Origin of the sequence: Thalassotalea sp. LPB0316 (genome assembly GCF_014898095.1) — a bacterium.
GTDB lineage: Bacteria > Pseudomonadota > Gammaproteobacteria > Enterobacterales > Alteromonadaceae > Thalassotalea_G.
Map to the genome: position 1 here is coordinate 2,061,623 of NZ_CP062946.1, position 17,247 is coordinate 2,078,869.

A 17,247-nucleotide genomic window follows, 5' to 3' on the forward strand; every position below is an offset into this window, starting at 1 on the left:
GCCTTATATAGCCTGTAAATAATCAGTTTTTGAAGTACTAGATGAACGAATTATTATTAGCCGAACTTAAATCTGAACACATTAAATTGCTCGATACATTAGTATTGATCGAAGAGTTTATTTTCGGACCGGGAATAAAACCTATCCCACAAGTTCAAGCACTTGCCGATCACTGCCTGACTGAAATTGAGTCGATAGAAGGCGAGTTGGCGCAGGCTGAAAATCTAATTAATGAATTGTTCATCAATCAATTGTTTCTCGATAAGCATCACGTTTTATGGCCGGTCACGAGTCATCAAATCGTCCCGAGTTTGCTTTATCGCATTATGTCGCCGTCGCTTAAGTGCATTTTAATTGCACACATCATTCGTCACTGTGGCTTTGAAGCTAACATCGTTTATGTACCAGATAAAATGATGGTACAACTCATTTGTGATGAAGATTATACGATTATCTTCGATCCTATTGTTGGCGAGTCGTTAACTTGGGAAGATCTCAGTGACCGAATGGCCGATAGTGAGCACTTTGTCAGCTATCAACAAGTTGAAGCACTATCTGATAAAGACGTCTTGTTAAAACACCTCTCTAGCTTGAAAGCGGCACTGATCCGCGAGAATAACTATCGCCAAGCACTCAAGTGTATGGATGTTATTTTGGCACTACAGCCAGATGATCCATATCAGCGTCGAGACCGCGGCTTTTTGCTTCAGCAGCTTGATTGTTTTAAAGTGGCGTATGACGATTACCGCTTTTTTGTTGAACAATGTCCGCAAGATCCTGCGGCACAGTTATTAAAAAAACAATTAGAAAACATTACCATCTCAGATACCATTTTACATTAACACGGAGACTTCATGCCTCACACGCCTTTGATCACCAATGACGCAACCGTTCTTGGTTTACTCGTTATTTTACTTGGTGGTGTTTTTTATACTGCGCAGCATGCAAATACTTTTTGGCGAAAGTTTTACTCTGTTGTTCCTGCGGTCTTGCTTTGTTATTTCTTACCCTCTCTACTTAATACATTTGGCGTGATAAGCGGTAAAGAGTCGAATTTATATTACGTCGCTTCGCGTTATTTATTACCAGCGTGTTTAGTCTTACTGACATTGAGCGTTGACTTAAAAGCGATTGCCAAGCTTGGCTCAAAAGCCGTTATTCTATTTTTTACCGGTACTATCGGCATCATTATTGGCGGGCCTGTAGCCTTACTTCTTGTTGGTCAGTTTGCACCAGAGCTCATTGGTGTTGATGGTCCAGAAGCCGTTTGGCGCGGCATGACAACCGTTGCTGGTAGTTGGATTGGCGGTAGTGCTAACCAAGCGGCAATGAAAGAGATTTACGGTGCTGGCGATCAAATATTTTCGGTCATGGTAACGGTCGATGTGATTGTCGCAAATTTATGGATGGCGGTGATTTTAGTGATGGCGGGTAACGCTAAAACGATTGATGCCAAAACCGGTGCCGATACATCAGCTATCAGTGACTTAAAACAAAGGGTTGAACATTTCCAAGCTAAACACGCGCGTATTCCGACATTAGCTGATCTGATGATCATTTTGGCGATTGGCCTTGGTGTTACTGGTTTTGCCCATTTATTTGCCGATCACATTACGCCATTTTTTGTTGAGCACTTTCCTAATACCGATCGCTTTAGTTTCCACAGTAAATTCTTTTGGATGATTGTCTTTGCTACCAGCGTTGGCTTAGCACTCTCGTTTACTCGCGCACGAGAGCTTGAAGGGGTAGGGGCTTCGCGTATTGGCTCAGCGTTCCTTTATATTTTAATCGCCACTATCGGGATGAAAATGGATGTGACCATGATCCTCGATACGCCGATTTATTTCGTTATCGGTGTTATTTGGATGTTGATTCATGCCGGCCTTATGCTATTTGTTGCTAAACTGCTTAAAGCGCCACTGTTTTACATGGCAGTTGGCTCGCAAGCAAATGTTGGTGGGGCGGCATCAGCACCTATTGTGGCAAGTGCCTTCCATCCATCATTAGCGCCTGTGGGGGTGTTATTAGCTGTGCTGGGCTACACCGTTGGAACCTACATGGCGTGGCTGTGTGGTCAAATTTTACAAGCAATTGGCTAAGCCAGTCGCACAAAAGACTTAGGAAAAGTTATGAATCAACAACTTATTAAGCTTAATCAAATTGAAATCGCGAATGATAAGCCATTTGTCTTATTTGGCGGTATGAACGTACTTGAGTCGCGTGATTTAGCCATGAAGATCGCAGAAACGTACAAAGAGACGACTGAAAAGCTCGGTATTCCTTATGTTTTTAAGGCCTCTTTTGACAAAGCTAATCGCTCGTCTGTTCATTCGTTTCGCGGCCCTGGTTTAGAGGAAGGGTTAAAGATCTTTGAAGAAATTAAATCGACTTTTGACCTGCCAATTATTACCGATGTGCACGAACCTCATCAAGCACAACCCGTTGCTGAAGTTGTTGATATTATTCAGTTGCCAGCGTTTTTAGCGCGTCAAACAGACTTGGTTGTTGCGATGGCTAAAACTGGCGCGATTATCAATGTAAAAAAACCACAGTTTTTAGCAGCCCATGAAATGCGTCATATCATTACAAAATTTGGTGAAGCCGATAACGATAAAATTATTTTGTGTGAACGCGGTAGTTGCTATGGTTACAACAATTTAGTGGTAGATATGTTGGCGATGGACGAAATGAAGTCAATGGCGCCCGTGATGTTTGATGCAACCCACGCCTTACAACGCCCAGGTGGCCGAAGTGACTCAGCGGACGGTCGCAGAGCACAAGCTGCTCAATTAGCTCGTAGCGGTATGGCTATTGGTATTGCCGGTTTGTTTATTGAATCTCACCCAGATCCTGATAATGCCAAATGTGATGGTCCTTGTGCATTGCCACTCGATAAACTCGAGCCGTATTTAGCGCAAATGAAAGCCATTGACGAGCTTGTGAAGGGCTTTGAGCCGTTAATAACTGAATAGGGCTTAAGCAACCTACCCGAGTAGTCGGGTCAATCTAATAGCGTCATACCCGAGTCGTCGGGTATCTTTGTTTTCCGAAGCAAACCAAGAGATTCCGGCCTAAAACAACGCCGGAATGACGAACTAGCGTCATAATAGAGTAGCTGGGTCAATCCAACAGAGTCATACCCGAGTCGTCGGGTATCTTTCTTTTATGAGGCAAACCAAGAGATTCCGGCCTAAAACAACGCCGGAATGACGTCCCATATATGACGAACGAGCTTTATACCCGAGTAGTCGGGTCTCTCTCTTTTACGAAGCAAACCAAGCGATTCCGGCCTAAAACAACACCGGAATGACGAACTAGCGTCATAATAGAGTAGTTGGGTCAATCCAACAGAGTCATACCCGAGTCGTCGGGTATCTTTCTTTTATGAAGCAAACCAAGCGATTCCGGCCTAAAACAACGCCGGAATGACGAACTAGCGCCATAATAGAGTAGTTGGGTCAATCCAATAGCGTCATACCCGAGTCGTCGGGTATCTGACTCGTTCAAGCCGAAAATAGATGAATCTGGACTGAGAGTAATAGCTAGCCATTAAGTTACCAAACGCTTAATGGCTAGCTTTGAACGCCTTACTCAAGCGCTCAGCAATGCAGCGAGCATTATGTCGTTTACTGTGGTTATTCTTCCGTTAAGCTAGTAATTTGGCCATGTACATCGGCAAGTAATGCCGGTGTTTGGTTAAGTTTGCCTGCTTTGTTTTCAATTTCGAATACTTGCTTAACCAACATATTCATTTGTTTGTTAATTAAGTTTAAGTCAGCTTTTATTTGTGCATGTGCTTGATCAACAAGTTGTACTTGATTTACCGGTGTAGCTTGTTCTAAGTTAGATGCTTGTGCTGCTGGCAAAGCGATTACGAGTGCTGTAGTAGCAATGAGTTTGTTTAAAAGTGTCATGGTTTTTAATTCCGAATAAAGTTAATAAATCTAATAGATTTTCAGGGCTTTATTCTTTGAACGAAAAAACAATCACAGACCATTTTTTCTCTGCACCATGTCTTTATTCCTTTTTCTCACAAAGGGATATCAAGGTAAAAGAATGTCGCCCTTATCTACGGTGTAAATTTTAGGGCTACACTAGCAAAAGTTAAACTGACATTTTATAATGTTTGTCATTAGAAAAACTAATGAATAAGGTTTGCTGTTAAATTGTTTTTGCATATCTATTCATTGATCTTGTTTAGTTATTTATACGTTAATGTTTGAAGGTAAAAGATGGCTGCACGGTTACCCCCATTAAATGCATTGCGCGCATTTGAAGCATCTGCGCGACACCTAAGTTTTACTAAAGCTGCAGAGGAGTTGTTTGTTACTCAGGCAGCGGTTAGTCATCAAATTAAAAGTCTTGAGGAGCATCTTGGCCTAAAATTATTTATGCGGAAAAATCGCGCCTTATTGTTGACTGAAGAAGGCCAATCTTACTACTTAGATATCAAAGATATTTTCAATTCGTTACACGATGCGACAGAAAAACTACTTGCTCGCGGCGCAAAAGGTGCTATTACCGTGAGTTTACAGCCAAGTTTTGCGATTCAGTGGCTAGTGCCTAGATTAAATGATTTTAACAACTTACACCCTGACATCGATGTGCGTATCAAGGCGGTTGATCAACCTGATAATTCATTGACCGAAGATGTTGATATTGCCATTTACTATGGTCGGGGGCGTTGGTCGAAAGTCCATGCTCAACAACTGCATACCGAGTATTTGATACCCGTTTGTTCACCGCTGTTATTAGCGGGTAAAAAACCACTTAATAATACTGATGATTTACGACATCACATTCTGTTGCACGATACCTCTCGTCGAGATTGGAAACGCTGGGTCAGTCAGGTAGGTGTGAAGGGAATTAATGTTAACCACGGCCCAATTTTTAGCCATTCTTCAATGGTGTTACAGGCGGCCATTCACGGTCAAGGTATCGCTTTAGCTAATAGTTTTCTTGCTAAGGCTGATTTAGATGCTGGTCGCTTAGTCTCGCCTTTTACCGAAGTGCTTGTGAGTAAAGACGCTCACTATTTGGTTTATCGAGCACATCAAGCTGAGCTTGGTAAAATAGAAGCGTTTAATAACTGGATGCTAGAAACCGTTGCCAAAGAGCAAGAAGTGATTGTTGATGGGCATTTAACTGATGAGTGAGTTAATCCTTAATAACGCCAAAGCGCCTGTTGCTAACTTTGTTTTCGCCCATGGTGCTGGCGCAGGAAAAAAACATAGTTTTATGGAAAAAATGGCGACATTACTCGTTGAACAGGGGATTAATGTGATTCGCTTTGATTTTCCGTACATGGCAAAGCGAGCAATCGATGGTAAAAAATATCCGCCAAATAAAATGCCAGTGTTAGTCGAAGCCTATCAAGCGATATTGACTGACATTGGCACAGAGTTACCGCTATTTATCGGCGGCAAGTCAATGGGCTCTCGTGTAGCGATGACATTGCTTGGCGAAGACGAACACATGAGTGAGCGTGTCACTGGCGCGATTTGCTTGGGCTATCCTTTTCATCCGCCGAAAAAGCCAGAGAAACATAGATTGGCACCATTGATGGTAAATCGTGTGCCAACGTTAATATGCCAAGGCGATCGCGATACGCTTGGCAATAAGCCAGAAATCGATAGCTATCTGCTTGCAGCGCATTATCAATTGATGTTTTTGCCTGATGGTGATCACGATTTTAAACCACGAGTTCGCTCTGGTTACAACCAAGAGCAACATTTAGTGTCGGTTGCTCAAGCTATTCGTGGCTTTGTTGAACAGGTGGCAGGACAGGGAGCAAAATGATGCTTGCAACTAATTTTGGCCGCTTTATGGCGTTGTTACCGATATTTATTGGCGTTAGCGGGTCTTTTTCTGTACTATTCGGCGCTTGGTTATCCCATGCGGGTCAAGGGTTATTACCTGCCGATATTGAGCGATTAAATCACGCTCATTTTTATCAGTTTTTACATACCATTGTTTTATTGGTGTTGTACGTTGCATATCAATACCGTTCGCAGCTAATTATTGCCCTGAGCGCCTTGTTAATAACGATTGGCGTTATTTGTTTTAGCGGTAGCTTGTATGTAAAAACATTTTCTTCCTATAGTGAAATCACGGTTATCGCACCTTGGGGTGGGATGAGTTTGGCATTAGGTTGGTTGGTACTTATTTTTTTAGGTAAACGTAAATGACGTGTATTGTCTTATATTGCCGTCCGGGCTTTGAAAAAGAGTGTGGCGCAGAAATCCAAGAAAAAGCCGCGTGGAACGAAGCTTTTGGCTATATTGAAATTTTAAAGAAACAAGGGATAGTCCTTTATCATCTTTACAATGCAGAAGATGGTGAGAAGCTGATTGAAAAACTGCCACTTAAGCGATTGATTTTTGCTCGCCAGTGGTTTTTATCGCTAACTGATCGCATCGAGTTACCCAGTAGTAATCGCGTTGAAGCGATTGTTGAAGCATTGGGTAATGAGTGGCAATACGTTGATTTGCGGATGGAAACAGCTGATACCAATGATGGTAAGGCACTTTCAAAATTTTGTCGAAAGCTTGCCGTACCATTGCGCCAAGCGCTTCGTAAGGAGAAGATTTTAACTGCTCAAGGCGATAACGATGGTGCTAATTTACACGCGTTATTTCTATCTGGCCAAGAGGTGATTGTAGGTTATTCGTTAGGTCACAATAGTTCGCCTCACCCAATGGGTATTCCGAGGTTGAAGTTTCCAAATCAAGCGCCAAGTCGTTCGACCTTAAAATTAGACGAAGCGTTTTTGTATTTTATTCCGAAAAATCAGTGGGAAAGCCGTTTGTGCTCTGGGTTAAGAGCGGTCGACTTGGGCGCTGCACCAGGTGGTTGGACGTATCAACTCGTTCGCCGCGGTATGATGGTTTCAGCCATTGATAATGGCCCTATGGCAGAATCCTTAATGGATACCGGACAAGTCAAACACTACATGGCAGACGGCTTTAAATTTGTGCCAAGTAAATTAAACGTTTATTGGCTCGTCTGTGACATGATTGAAAGCCCAAAGCGCGTTGCTAAATTAATGGTTAAATGGTTATTGCACGGCTACTGTAAAGAAGCGATTTTCAATTTAAAATTACCGCCCAAGGGGCGTTATCAAGAAGTGGTTCAAGATATCCAATTGATCAAAGACGCTTTTAGCGAAGCTGGTGTGCAGTACGAATTATATGCTAAGCATCTATATTATGATCGCGAAGAAGTGACGGTGCATGCAAGGTTACTGAGCCCGCCGCCATTGGCAAGGTCTTAAAAGCACATATCAAATAAAAAACGGCATTTAGCCGTTTTTTTGTGTTTGTTTTCGTTAGCCAACAGTATGTCGGGTTATTTGGTTTCTACCATTGGCCTTACTTTGGTAGAGCATTTCGTCAGCAATATTGGTGAGCTCTTCAAGGGGCTTGCTAAAGTCTTGGTTAATGTGACATAGGCCAATGCTGATCGTGACTTGGAATAGCTGGTCTTCGTGGTTAAAAATATGACTTTCAACTGCTTTTCTGAACTTTTCGAATCGCTGGTAGATTTTGTCGGCATCGCCGTTGATCAGTACGATATATTCCTCACCACCAAATCGAGCAATAATGTCGGTTTCGCGCTTAAAGTGGATGCGCAGTTGCTCTGCTAGGAAAATAATACATTTATCTCCCATTAAGTGACCATAAACGTCGTTCACACGCTTAAAGTGATCGATGTCAAGCATAGCGATGGTGCAAGGGATATTTTCCCTCGTAGACAGCTGATATTGCGTTGATGCCAGATCTTCAAAACTCATTCGGTTTAATAAGCCCGTTAAACCATCCGTTCGGGCTTTGAGCTCTAACTCCTGATTGAGCGCTTGAAGTTGTTGAGTTTTTTCTTCAACCTCCAATGCTAGGTGTTCTTGGTAACCTTGTTGCAATTTATAGGCTTGATTTAGTTTGTTGGACAAAAACTCAAACTCAGCAGGGCTATCCGGCGAAAGCTCCATGTTGAGGTTTGGCTCTTTGCGGCTGAATTGTTCGATAAGTTCAACAAGCGGGCTCGTTAGGCGCTTGGAAACGATCCTAGCGAGGAATAAAAACAACAAAATAATGGCAAATAAACTAAATAGAACGAGGTAAAAGTTACTGGTGATCACGGAGGTGATGACATTGGCCGGTTGGAATACATAAACTTTCCAGTTAACGGTGTCATTGTTTGACTGAAATAAATACTTGATATTATTAATAACAATTTCAAAATCTTTGGCGTTTGGCGCTTTTTCTTTGTTAAGTGCCGCTTGAAAACCGTCGAGCATTTCAGGTTCAGGAAATGAATGATAAATCGTTTTATCGCTACCATCTGTAATTAAAATAAACTCGTCGCTATTATCCCCCAAAATTTCCCGTTCAAAATTGGCAAACTTTGGCAAGTTAAGCGATCCTTCAGCGATACCAATAAATGACTGGTTTACGATAACAGGGCTGCTGATTGCGATGATCATATCTGAGCCAAAACCGCGACCTTGAAATACCTTAGATATATACGGTGTTAACGTCTGTTTCGGTTGGTTGAAATAATCTCGGTCTGTGACAAAGCGTTGCTCTTCTGGTAATTCAATATATTTTTCGAAGAAACTCGTTGGTGCGCCATGGGTAACTTTACCGCGTTGGTCGGTAATTAACATCGTAATAAAGCCGGGATATAGCGCTTGATATTGGTTTAAAATCGATTGCCGCTGTAACTGGGAAATGTCATTGGCTAAGGTACTTGCTAAGGCATCTACGGCAACTTGGTGACGGACTACATATTGATCAATCACCGTTTCAAGCTCGTTAGCATCATTAGACAATTTTGCTAAGGTGACTTTCTCGAACTGACTCACTGACTTTTGCGTTAGCGATAATGCAATGATCAAGCTAGGTAAGATAATAGTGATCACACTAAGACGAAAAATTATCATCGACAACGATGGTCGATGCTGATTCATATTATGTCGAGTCGTTAAACTCGGTATGAAGTAATTTAAAGCGACCGCAATTGACGTATACATTACGCCATTTAGGATCTGCTTACTTAGAATCATCGCATTGGACTCTGCCGGCAAACCTTGTACTAGTAATATACTGTAAGTTATTGGCAAACCGATAAATAACCAGTAGAGAATATCGGCGTTGAGTAACCAAACGCGATATCGACTAAGGATTGCGACGACTACTAATTCTAAATTGAGTGTTAAAAAGAAATAGGGGTTGCCAGTTAAGTACCAAAGTGAGCCGTTGGTTATCGCAGAAGCTATCAACGCACTGGTAAAACCTCGCGTTAGTAAGCACAGGAAAACAAATGCTTGGCCTAAATGAAGCGTAAGTTGGCCGTATAATTCAAAGTTTAAATAGATATTTGTTATCGCACCTAAGATACCGAAGCCGATACCATAGAGATATAAGTCAACACTTTTTAAATCTTTCCAAACTTTTTCTAATATTAACATGAACTTAACAATTAACTATCAATTCTTTATATAATATGATTTTTTGTAACAGAATAAAACTCTGAGCTGTTGCTAATGATATAAAAAAAGCCGGCTCACAATGTTTGCCGGCTTTGATATTTGACACATTGAGGAGATTATAATCTTTCGATTACTGCTTCAGTGAAGTCGGTAGTTCCGTGTGTACCGCCTAAGTCACGCGTCGTTCTGTCACCTGATTCAATCACGTCTTTAACAGCGTTGCGAATTGCGTCAGCTTTATCAGCCATACCCAAGTATTCGAGCATTTGAATCGCGGCTAAAATAACGGATGTTGGGTTAGCAAGGTTCTTACCGGCAATATCTGGCGCACTGCCGTGAACAGCTTCAAAAATAGCGCAATCTTTACCGATGTTAGCGCCTGGTGCCATACCTAAACCACCAACAAGACCCGCACACAAATCAGAAAGGATATCACCAAATAAGTTAGTCGTTACGATGACGTCAAATTGCTCAGGGTTCATCACTAATTGCATACAACAGTTATCAACGATCATTTCACTTGATTCGATATCAGGATAACGCTCGCCAACTTCACGTGCGACTTTTAAAAATAAACCTGAGGTTGATTTTAAAATGTTGGCTTTGTGAACTGCGGTTACTTTTTTGCGACCTTCTTTGCGCGCAGTTTCATATGCAAACTCAACAATACGCTCTGCACCTTCACGCGTGATCAAACTCATTGCTTCAGCCTGTGCGCCGTCTTCTGTTACCGTTTGCCCTAAACCAGAGTACATACCTTGAGTATTCTCACGAATGGTAATGATGTCGATGTTTTCGTAGCGCGCTTTAGTGCCTTTAAACGATAGGACAGGGCGAACGTTAGCGTATAACTGAAACTGCTTGCGTAATGTTACGTTAATCGACGTAAAACCTTCACCAACAGGTGTCGTTAATGGGCCTTTTAACGTGATTTTGTTTTTTTCAATTAACTTCAAAGTTTCTTCAGGAACTAGCTCACCGTGTTTTTCAAGTGCAGTGAGTCCTGCATCAGCAAATTCATATTCAAAATCACAACCTGCTTTGTCTAATACTTTAAGAGTTGCATCGATAATACTTGGTCCGATGCCGTCACCTGGGATGACTGTGATAGTTTGTTTAGCCATTATTTTACCTTTATTTGCTGTTAAGCAATCATGCTAGAAGAACGTGTAATGGTCTAACCACTACAATTGCGGTGCTTTATATCACGCATAAGCGCTGTAAGCTAGCGTGAAAATTTTCACGCTTAATTACATTTTGCTCGAAAAGGTAGCACCAATTTAATAGGTTTTATCAGGCTAAAGTATAGAGTGTTAATTGTGGAACACTAATTTTTTTGTGTGATAGTGAGAATGGCAGGTGACACAGATCAAAGTTGATCGAACATCTCGTGTGCGCTCTTGCCAATCCCCGTAAGAACACCGTCTTTAAATAGTAGGGCAGTGCACTCTTCAATTGTGGTGATACCGTCGGATTTTACATGGTGAGTACGGTAAAACATGACTTGGTAATTGCTGTTATCACTTTTTTTTGCTTCGGTGATATCTGGGCTACCGAGATCTGTTAGCGCTTGTTCAAAAGTGAATTGTTCAAGTTGCAACTTTCCTATGTATTGACGATTGTATTCCTCTCTGTCTTCCCATTTCATATTTGCGGGGTTGTCGTCGTAAAAAGTGACGACTAATGCGACAAAAATAGCGTAAGAAACAAGTGCTAGGGCAATCAAAGAGATAACTTTTTTGTTCATAATAAGAAAATGGCAAAGGAAAAAATAAAGCCATAGAATAGCGCTTCAATTTGTTAATGAAAAGTTTTTTCTAGTTTAACTAGGTGAGCGAGTTGGCAGTCGAATATCTTTTAAATTAAACCCTAGCGGAATGTCTTGTTTAAGCGTTAATAATTGGCGGCTCAAGGTTAAGTTTTCTTGGCATTTGTCGAGTTTTTTCTTGATCGAAGGTTTCAATTGCTCGGCATTTTTGAGCGCTGCTATCGAACCGTATTCATCGAGCAGTTGGGCAGCTGTTACTTGGCCAATACCTTCGACACCGGGGATTTTGTTCGTGGTATCGCCGGTTAGACTCCATAAGTCGAGTAACTTATTGGGGCTAACGGAAAATTTTTCAGCGACATATTGCTCATCTAAATAGCGACGATTAAAGTAATCAAAGACCTTGATATTGTCATTGAGCAACATTAAAAAAGCTTTGTCGGTTGACACTATGGTGACGTCTTGATTGCGCAGCGCCACTTTGATCGACAAGGTTGCAATAACGTCGTCGGCTTCATCCTCTTCAGGCACGAGAGAGTCAACACCTAATTCGAGAAACACATCTTGAATGTCGTTCATTTTATCACTCAAGTGACTCGGCATTTTAGCCCGACCTTTTTTGTAATCGGGGTAAATATCGTAGCGAAAACACGGTACCTCGCTGTCAAATACCGCAAGCGCATGCGTTGGCTTGAGTAGCCCCAGAATATTGCTTAGCGCTTGTGAACAAGCTTGCACAGTGTTGTGCAAAACTTGCTGTTGAGTGTTTGGCGCAAGTTCACCATTGAACAGAAACGGCCGTTCTTGTACGGCATAAATCCGTCTGATTAAATTCAATGCATCAATTAAGACAACATGCGCTGACACTCATTACTCTCCTACGATTTTGTAGCACGGGGTATACGTTGAACCCGGCAACTTCATCCTCGATTGTTCTACAAACGACTGTAACAGCTTGTCGACGCGTTGCATAATTTCTTTTTGTCCCGAAATATGAAACGGCCCGTTTTCTCGGATAGCTTTGATACCTTCTGCTTTTACGTTGCCCGCGACAATACCTGAAAATATCCTGCGCAGGTTTGCGGCTAATGTTTGGGTCGCTAATGATTTTTCAATAGCCAATGCGGCCATGTTTTCATGACTGGGATCAAATGGGTGTTGGAACTCATCATCAATGTGTAATGACCAATTAAAGTGATAGCCGTCGCCAGTTTTACTGCGATATTGCATAACTTCCTCAAGTCCTTTTTTAAGTGATTGAGCGACGGCTTTAGGATCATCAATAATTATTTGATAAAGCGATTGGGCTTCTTTTCCTAATGTTGCACCAATAAAAGCATCAATTTCTTCAAAATAAGCTTTGCTTTCTATCGGACCTGTCAAAATGATCGGTAATCGTTGAGCGGCATTTTTGGGGTGTAGCAAGATACCCAAAATATAGAGCAGCTCTTCAGCGGTTCCCGCACCTCCTGGGAAAATAATAATACCGTGAGACAGCCGAACAAAGCCCTCGAGGCGTTTTTCAATATCAGGCATGATCACCAATTCATTCACGATTGGGTTAGGTGGCTCAGCGGCAATAATACTTGGCTCGGTCAACCCTAGGTATCGACCATCGCTAATGCGTTGTTTGGCGTGACCAATATTGGCTCCTTTCATAGGGCCTTTCATGGCACCTGGACCACAACCTGTGCAGATGTTAAATTTGCGCAGGCCAAGCTCATACCCCACCATTTTAGTGTACTTATATTCGTTGAGGTTAATTGAATGGCCACCCCAACAGGTGATCAAGTTGGCATTAGTTTCTGGTCTAATGGCTTTGGCATTGCGCAGGATATCAAAAACAATATGGGTGTTTTTGTCACTGGGTGAAATGTTCGGCAATGAAACATTCACGTAACGGAAATTGGTGTAGAGAATATCCCTTAAAACCGCACTTAAATGTTCTTTGATGCCTTTGATGATTTTACCGTCAACAAAGGCATCTTTAGGCGGGTTGTGGAGCGCGATTTTAATCCCGCGCTCTCGGCGAATGACATCAATCGCAAAGTCTTTATATTTATCAAAAATCTCTTCTGCATTGTCTGTGTTACTGCCAACATTGAGTACGGCAAGCGAGCAGTTTTTATACAGCTCGTAAAGGTTAGCATCGGTTTGCTTATGTAATAATTGGATCTCTAAATGGGAAAGTAGGCTAATACTTCCTACAGGATTAATTTGAACATGCATAAACGACTCCTTTTTCGACGATGATGACCATAAATTTGCCTCGGCCTATGCGTCGTAGACTACTTTATTTTTTCCTGTGGTTTTTGCTTGGTACATGGCGTTATCGGCTCGTTCGAAACAGATAAACACGTTATCGCCCTGTTTAACGTGAGTAGCACCAATAGATACGGTAATACTGACTTTTTTATTTTTAAACTTAAAGGGTAAGCTGGCGATTTTGGCGCGAACAGACTCAAGTTCTGTTAATAAGTGTTCGTGTTCAATATCGCGATAAATTAGCACAAATTCTTCACCACCATACCTGGCGGCAAATGCACCTTTAGCGATGGTCGCTTGAATGGTTTTTGCGATTACCTGCAACGTTTTGTCACCAGCTGTGTGGCCGAAGGTGTCATTGATCTGTTTGAAATTATCAAGATCCATTACCACAACGGCGGTATTTGCTTGGTTTTTTGCATGATGGTTAAGCGCTTTATTCATCGCGTCGTCGAAGGCTGCGCGGTTGCCTAGTTTGGTTAATGGATCGGTAAAGTTTTTCTGAATCTGTTTTTGCAACTTGCGTTCAAACGTTTTGCTCTCGGTATCGAGCTGTTTAACTTTGGCCTCCATTGCTTTTAATTTTCGCTCTAACTTTTGATGCGTATCTTGTTCAACATCAACTTTCTTTTCAATGATGTTAGCAATCGATAATAGCTTGTGACTGATCTCATCTTTGACTTGGTTGAGTGATTCAGAAACATCAATAGAGTGAGAGATTTCATCGAGTTTACTGTTTAGCGCGCTGTTTAGTTCATGATGCTTTTTCAAATTTTCATCGTTTTCTACCAAGGTTGAACTCACGGCTTTTTGGACCGTGGTGAGGGTTGTACTTAACGAAGATAAAAAGGACTTTGCTGAATCGCGCTCTTCTTTGAGATCAGAAGCAATTAACGAAAAGGCATTAACGATTGAATTTATGATTTCATCAGTGTTATCGCTGTTATTAATTTGTTCTTTCAGTTGAGTTAATTGTTGTTGATAACGAGCAGAAAGCGATAGTTTATTTATCGATTCAATGACTTTCTCAAGTAAGCTTTGATCGATTGGCGCGGGAGCAGGTGAGCCATTATTATTCAGTAAGCCTTGCTTGGGCGCGGTATCTTTGGCGTTAATTGCTTGTGCATAGAGTTCCAACAACTCGCTTAATACAGGCATGTACTGAATTAAGGTATCTTTGCCGTTACCGGTTTCGCTGATTAATTCTCGTAGCTGACGTCGAGTTTGTGGTGGTAGTCCTTTGGATTTTTGTAGCGCGGTACTCGCTTCGTGAAACTTTTCTTGCACCAAACGAATATTGACTTCGTTCTTGGTGGCTTGTTGTTTGAGCAAAATAGAAATGGCATTGATGTGCTGTTCAATAACTTCAATGGGTTCAGATTTGTTAATTAACGAGCGAAAGTTAGCCAGCTTGTTATCTAACTCAAGATCCATGCCTTTACAGACGCGAGACAGTTTATCGATAAATTGGAGAAATAAAGAGGACTGAGCGCTTAAATCTTCCTCAAGTGCCGCCCTAGACGCGATAGCGTTGTTAAGCTTTTCTTGAAGTCTTTTTAATTGTCCTGCTTCAACGGCTTCTGAATTCATAAATTGCGATATTCCTTAATTTGGCAAAAGTATTATAGTCGGCAAACGAGAAAAAGTGATTGACTTGATGAGTGTTAATACAAGTATACGTCATATTCTCAGACATAGACGTTACAGATTAAAATTTTTATGTAACAGAATGACTTATATAATGCTCCTTGTTTGGGTACTATAACGCATTTGTACGATGACGAGATAGCGATATGACGCGATTTTTACCATTTTCTTTTTCAACATTAAACAAACCGCTAGCAACCATTTTCTCTTGTGTTGGCTTGAGTTTAGCCTTTAGTGCTCAGGCCGATGTGATTGTCGATATTAACATTGATAAACCTGAACATCATTTATCACGAATTAGCTTGTCGTTTGAACCAAGCGACCAAAAGCAGGTAGTACTGGAGCTTCCTGTTTGGCGCACAGGCCGATACGAAATCCTCAATATTGCTAACGGTGTTAGACACTTTAGCGCGACAGATGAACAAGGGCAGTTACTTAATTGGCATAAAACAGCAAAAGATACTTGGGTAATTGAAAATACCACAGGGCAAGTTAACGTGAGTTATCAACTGTACGCCAATCAGTTAGCAAAACGCACTCGACATATAGACGACAGTCATGCGTTTTTAGACGCTTCAGCGGTAGTGATGTATTCAAAAGCCTCGCGAGACGAAAAGCACATTATCAATTTAACGGTGCCAGCTGGTTGGAAAAGTGTATCAGGCTTACCGTTTGGTGAGCATGAGCATCAGTTTATCGCCCCCAATTATGACGTACTTGTTGACTCGCCAATAGAGACTGGCGTGTTAAAGCATCACGAATTTAAAGTGGACGGTCGCGACTATGAATTAGCCATTTGGGGCGATGGCAACTATGTCGAAAAAGATATGATTCGCGATTTGAAAAAGTTGGTTAAAACAGGCTATGCGATCTGGCCGGATTACCCCTACGAACGTTACGTTTTCATGGTACATGCAACCAGTGGTGCTCGCGGCGCAACCGAACATTTAAACTCGACCATTATTCAGCGCAATCGTTATTCATTTAACAAGCGAGAAGATTACTTGAGCTTTTTATCAACGGCGTCACATGAGTTTGTTCACACATGGAACGTAAAGCAATATCGCCCTGAAGGGCTGGTACCTTATGATTACCAACACGAAAACTACTCAAATCTACTGTGGTTATCAGAAGGTTCGACGAGTTATTTTCAAAATCAACTATTAGCCCGTGCTGACATCATGACAACACAAGAGTTTTTGCGCGATTTGGCTAAACGGGTTAATGGATATCTGCGCAAACCAGGTCGAGATAGCCAAAGTATTGCTGATGCCAGTTTTGATAAATGGATTGATCAGGGAGGGGACTATGGTAAAAACCACAGTGTTAACATCTATTCTGAAGGTTATTTAACCTCTTGGTTATTAGACTTCGCGATTATCGAAGACACACGGATGAAGAAAAGCTATCGCGATGTTCACAGTGCGCTTTATCAAGAATTTAGATTGCCTAAGAGTTTTAACGATCAAGATGTACTGGCAATATTAAAAGATTTAACGGGTAACTCTTATGAATCTTGGTGGCAGGAAAATGTTGAAGGAACACCAACGCCAGATTTTGATAAGCTGCTAAAAAAAGCAGGCTTGAAAATGAGTTATGGCAGCAAAGACAAAGCTAAGCCGTGGACGGGAATGTCGACACAAGCTGTGCAAAGTGGTTTAAAGGTCACTGCTGTTGAGAAAAATAGCCCAGCATGGCAAGCCGGCTTTACGCTTGATGACATTATTATTGCCATTGACGGTTTGAGAATGGCCGATACTTCGCTAGACAAACGCTTGGACAACTTTGCACCGGAGCAAGAAGTTGTGATTAGCTTTTTTAGACGCGATAAGTTGATGGAAAAAACCGTGCGTTTGGGGGCGTTGCCTGCAGGAAATCTGACCATAGTACCGGTTGATAAACCATCTAAACGCCAAAAACAATTCTTTAAAGCTTGGACTGGCGTTAGCTTTCCAAAGAGCTAAATTAATTGTGCCAACTATAGAAGTAAGAATGTTAGCGCGGTCATCCCGTTGAAGAACGGGATCTCCTCCAATGTTGATCTGACTCTTATCAGCGGCTCAGGGCGAGTAAGTGA

15 protein-coding genes are annotated in these 17,247 nt (G+C 41.7%); 8 read left to right on the plus strand and 7 right to left on the minus strand.

All coding sequences use genetic code 11. From position 1 onward, the window contains the following. Positions 1–41: 41 nt before the first annotated feature. The 3 genes from LP316_RS09145 to kdsA are packed head-to-tail and all read left to right on the plus strand — an operon-like array spanning position 42 to position 2,972. Positions 42–842, plus strand: coding sequence for a tetratricopeptide repeat protein (locus LP316_RS09145; RefSeq protein ID WP_193020694.1), 801 nt, complete (start codon positions 42–44; stop codon positions 840–842). Positions 843–854: 12 nt separating this feature from the next. Beyond that, complete coding sequence (locus LP316_RS09150) at positions 855–2,099, plus strand: DUF819 domain-containing protein (protein WP_193020695.1); 1,245 nt, start codon at positions 855–857, stop codon at positions 2,097–2,099. Between the two features lie 30 nt (positions 2,100–2,129). Then, positions 2,130–2,972 carry a 3-deoxy-8-phosphooctulonate synthase gene (gene kdsA / locus LP316_RS09155; RefSeq protein WP_193020696.1) on the plus strand — a complete coding sequence of 281 codons (843 nt, stop codon included), beginning with the start codon at positions 2,130–2,132 and terminating at the stop codon, positions 2,970–2,972. A 663-nt stretch (positions 2,973–3,635) separates the two neighbouring features. Here the strand turns inward: kdsA and LP316_RS09160 are convergent. After that, complete coding sequence (locus LP316_RS09160; protein ID WP_193020697.1) at positions 3,636–3,914, minus strand: hypothetical protein; 279 nt, start codon at positions 3,912–3,914, stop codon at positions 3,636–3,638. A 318-nt stretch (positions 3,915–4,232) separates the two neighbouring features. Here LP316_RS09160 and LP316_RS09165 point away from each other — a divergent pair, with 318 nt between their 5' ends. From LP316_RS09165 to rlmM, 4 genes are read left to right on the plus strand one after another with little or no spacing between them, the layout of a single operon-like run. Continuing rightward, on the plus strand, positions 4,233–5,156 hold the full coding sequence (locus tag LP316_RS09165) for a transcriptional regulator GcvA (protein ID WP_193020698.1): 924 nt from the start codon (positions 4,233–4,235) through the stop codon (positions 5,154–5,156). Continuing rightward, positions 5,149–5,799 (plus strand): alpha/beta family hydrolase, encoded by a 651-nt coding sequence (locus tag LP316_RS09170; RefSeq protein ID WP_193020699.1) that lies wholly within the window; start codon positions 5,149–5,151, stop codon positions 5,797–5,799. Before LP316_RS09165 ends, LP316_RS09170 begins: the two co-directional genes overlap by 8 nt. Then, positions 5,796–6,188 carry a DUF423 domain-containing protein gene (locus tag LP316_RS09175; protein ID WP_193020700.1) on the plus strand — a complete coding sequence of 131 codons (393 nt, stop codon included), beginning with the start codon at positions 5,796–5,798 and terminating at the stop codon, positions 6,186–6,188. Before LP316_RS09170 ends, LP316_RS09175 begins: the two co-directional genes overlap by 4 nt. Further along, positions 6,185–7,273, plus strand: coding sequence for a 23S rRNA (cytidine(2498)-2'-O)-methyltransferase RlmM (gene rlmM, locus LP316_RS09180; RefSeq protein WP_193020701.1), 1,089 nt, complete (start codon positions 6,185–6,187; stop codon positions 7,271–7,273). The genes LP316_RS09175 and rlmM overlap by 4 nt, the downstream gene beginning before the upstream one ends. Positions 7,274–7,327: 54 nt before the next feature. Here rlmM and LP316_RS09185 read toward each other — a convergent pair whose 3' ends face one another. From LP316_RS09185 to LP316_RS09210, 6 genes are all read right to left on the minus strand, one after another. After that, complete coding sequence (locus LP316_RS09185; protein ID WP_193020702.1) at positions 7,328–9,469, minus strand: diguanylate cyclase; 2,142 nt, start codon at positions 9,467–9,469, stop codon at positions 7,328–7,330. Positions 9,470–9,606: 137 nt separating this feature from the next. Then, a complete protein-coding gene (locus tag LP316_RS09190) occupies positions 9,607–10,614 on the minus strand; it encodes an isocitrate dehydrogenase (protein ID WP_193020703.1) in 1,008 nt (335 codons plus the stop codon). Between the two features lie 245 nt (positions 10,615–10,859). After that, the gene (locus tag LP316_RS09195; protein ID WP_193020704.1) at positions 10,860–11,237 is read right to left on the minus strand and encodes a DUF3192 domain-containing protein; all 378 of its coding nucleotides are present in this window, start codon (positions 11,235–11,237) and stop codon (positions 10,860–10,862) included. A 75-nt stretch (positions 11,238–11,312) separates the two neighbouring features. After that, the gene (gene xni / locus LP316_RS09200) at positions 11,313–12,125 is read right to left on the minus strand and encodes a flap endonuclease Xni (RefSeq protein ID WP_193020705.1); all 813 of its coding nucleotides are present in this window, start codon (positions 12,123–12,125) and stop codon (positions 11,313–11,315) included. Between the two features lie 3 nt (positions 12,126–12,128). Next, complete coding sequence (gene ppnN, locus LP316_RS09205) at positions 12,129–13,487, minus strand: nucleotide 5'-monophosphate nucleosidase PpnN (RefSeq protein WP_193020706.1); 1,359 nt, start codon at positions 13,485–13,487, stop codon at positions 12,129–12,131. Between the two features lie 45 nt (positions 13,488–13,532). Continuing rightward, positions 13,533–15,113: a GGDEF domain-containing protein gene (locus tag LP316_RS09210; RefSeq protein WP_193020707.1), complete on the minus strand. Its 1,581-nt coding sequence runs from the start codon at positions 15,111–15,113 to the stop codon at positions 13,533–13,535. Between the two features lie 203 nt (positions 15,114–15,316). Between LP316_RS09210 and LP316_RS09215 the strand changes: the two genes are divergently transcribed. Then, the gene (locus tag LP316_RS09215; protein WP_193020708.1) at positions 15,317–17,134 is read left to right on the plus strand and encodes a M61 family metallopeptidase; all 1,818 of its coding nucleotides are present in this window, start codon (positions 15,317–15,319) and stop codon (positions 17,132–17,134) included. Positions 17,135–17,247: the final 113 nt, after the last annotated feature.

Coding starts and splice junctions, on each gene's coding strand:
- LP316_RS09145 (WP_193020694.1), top strand. CDS start 42: ATGAACGAATTATTATTAGCCGAACTTAAATCTGAACACATTAAATTG.
- LP316_RS09150 (WP_193020695.1), top strand. CDS start 855: ATGCCTCACACGCCTTTGATCACCAATGACGCAACCGTTCTTGGTTTA.
- kdsA (WP_193020696.1), top strand. CDS start 2,130: ATGAATCAACAACTTATTAAGCTTAATCAAATTGAAATCGCGAATGAT.
- LP316_RS09160 (WP_193020697.1), bottom strand. CDS start 3,914: ATGACACTTTTAAACAAACTCATTGCTACTACAGCACTCGTAATCGCT.
- LP316_RS09165 (WP_193020698.1), top strand. CDS start 4,233: ATGGCTGCACGGTTACCCCCATTAAATGCATTGCGCGCATTTGAAGCA.
- LP316_RS09170 (WP_193020699.1), top strand. CDS start 5,149: ATGAGTGAGTTAATCCTTAATAACGCCAAAGCGCCTGTTGCTAACTTT.
- LP316_RS09175 (WP_193020700.1), top strand. CDS start 5,796: ATGATGCTTGCAACTAATTTTGGCCGCTTTATGGCGTTGTTACCGATA.
- rlmM (WP_193020701.1), top strand. CDS start 6,185: ATGACGTGTATTGTCTTATATTGCCGTCCGGGCTTTGAAAAAGAGTGT.
- LP316_RS09185 (WP_193020702.1), bottom strand. CDS start 9,469: ATGTTAATATTAGAAAAAGTTTGGAAAGATTTAAAAAGTGTTGACTTA.
- LP316_RS09190 (WP_193020703.1), bottom strand. CDS start 10,614: ATGGCTAAACAAACTATCACAGTCATCCCAGGTGACGGCATCGGACCA.
- LP316_RS09195 (WP_193020704.1), bottom strand. CDS start 11,237: ATGAACAAAAAAGTTATCTCTTTGATTGCCCTAGCACTTGTTTCTTAC.
- ppnN (WP_193020706.1), bottom strand. CDS start 13,487: ATGCATGTTCAAATTAATCCTGTAGGAAGTATTAGCCTACTTTCCCAT.
- LP316_RS09210 (WP_193020707.1), bottom strand. CDS start 15,113: ATGAATTCAGAAGCCGTTGAAGCAGGACAATTAAAAAGACTTCAAGAA.
- LP316_RS09215 (WP_193020708.1), top strand. CDS start 15,317: ATGACGCGATTTTTACCATTTTCTTTTTCAACATTAAACAAACCGCTA.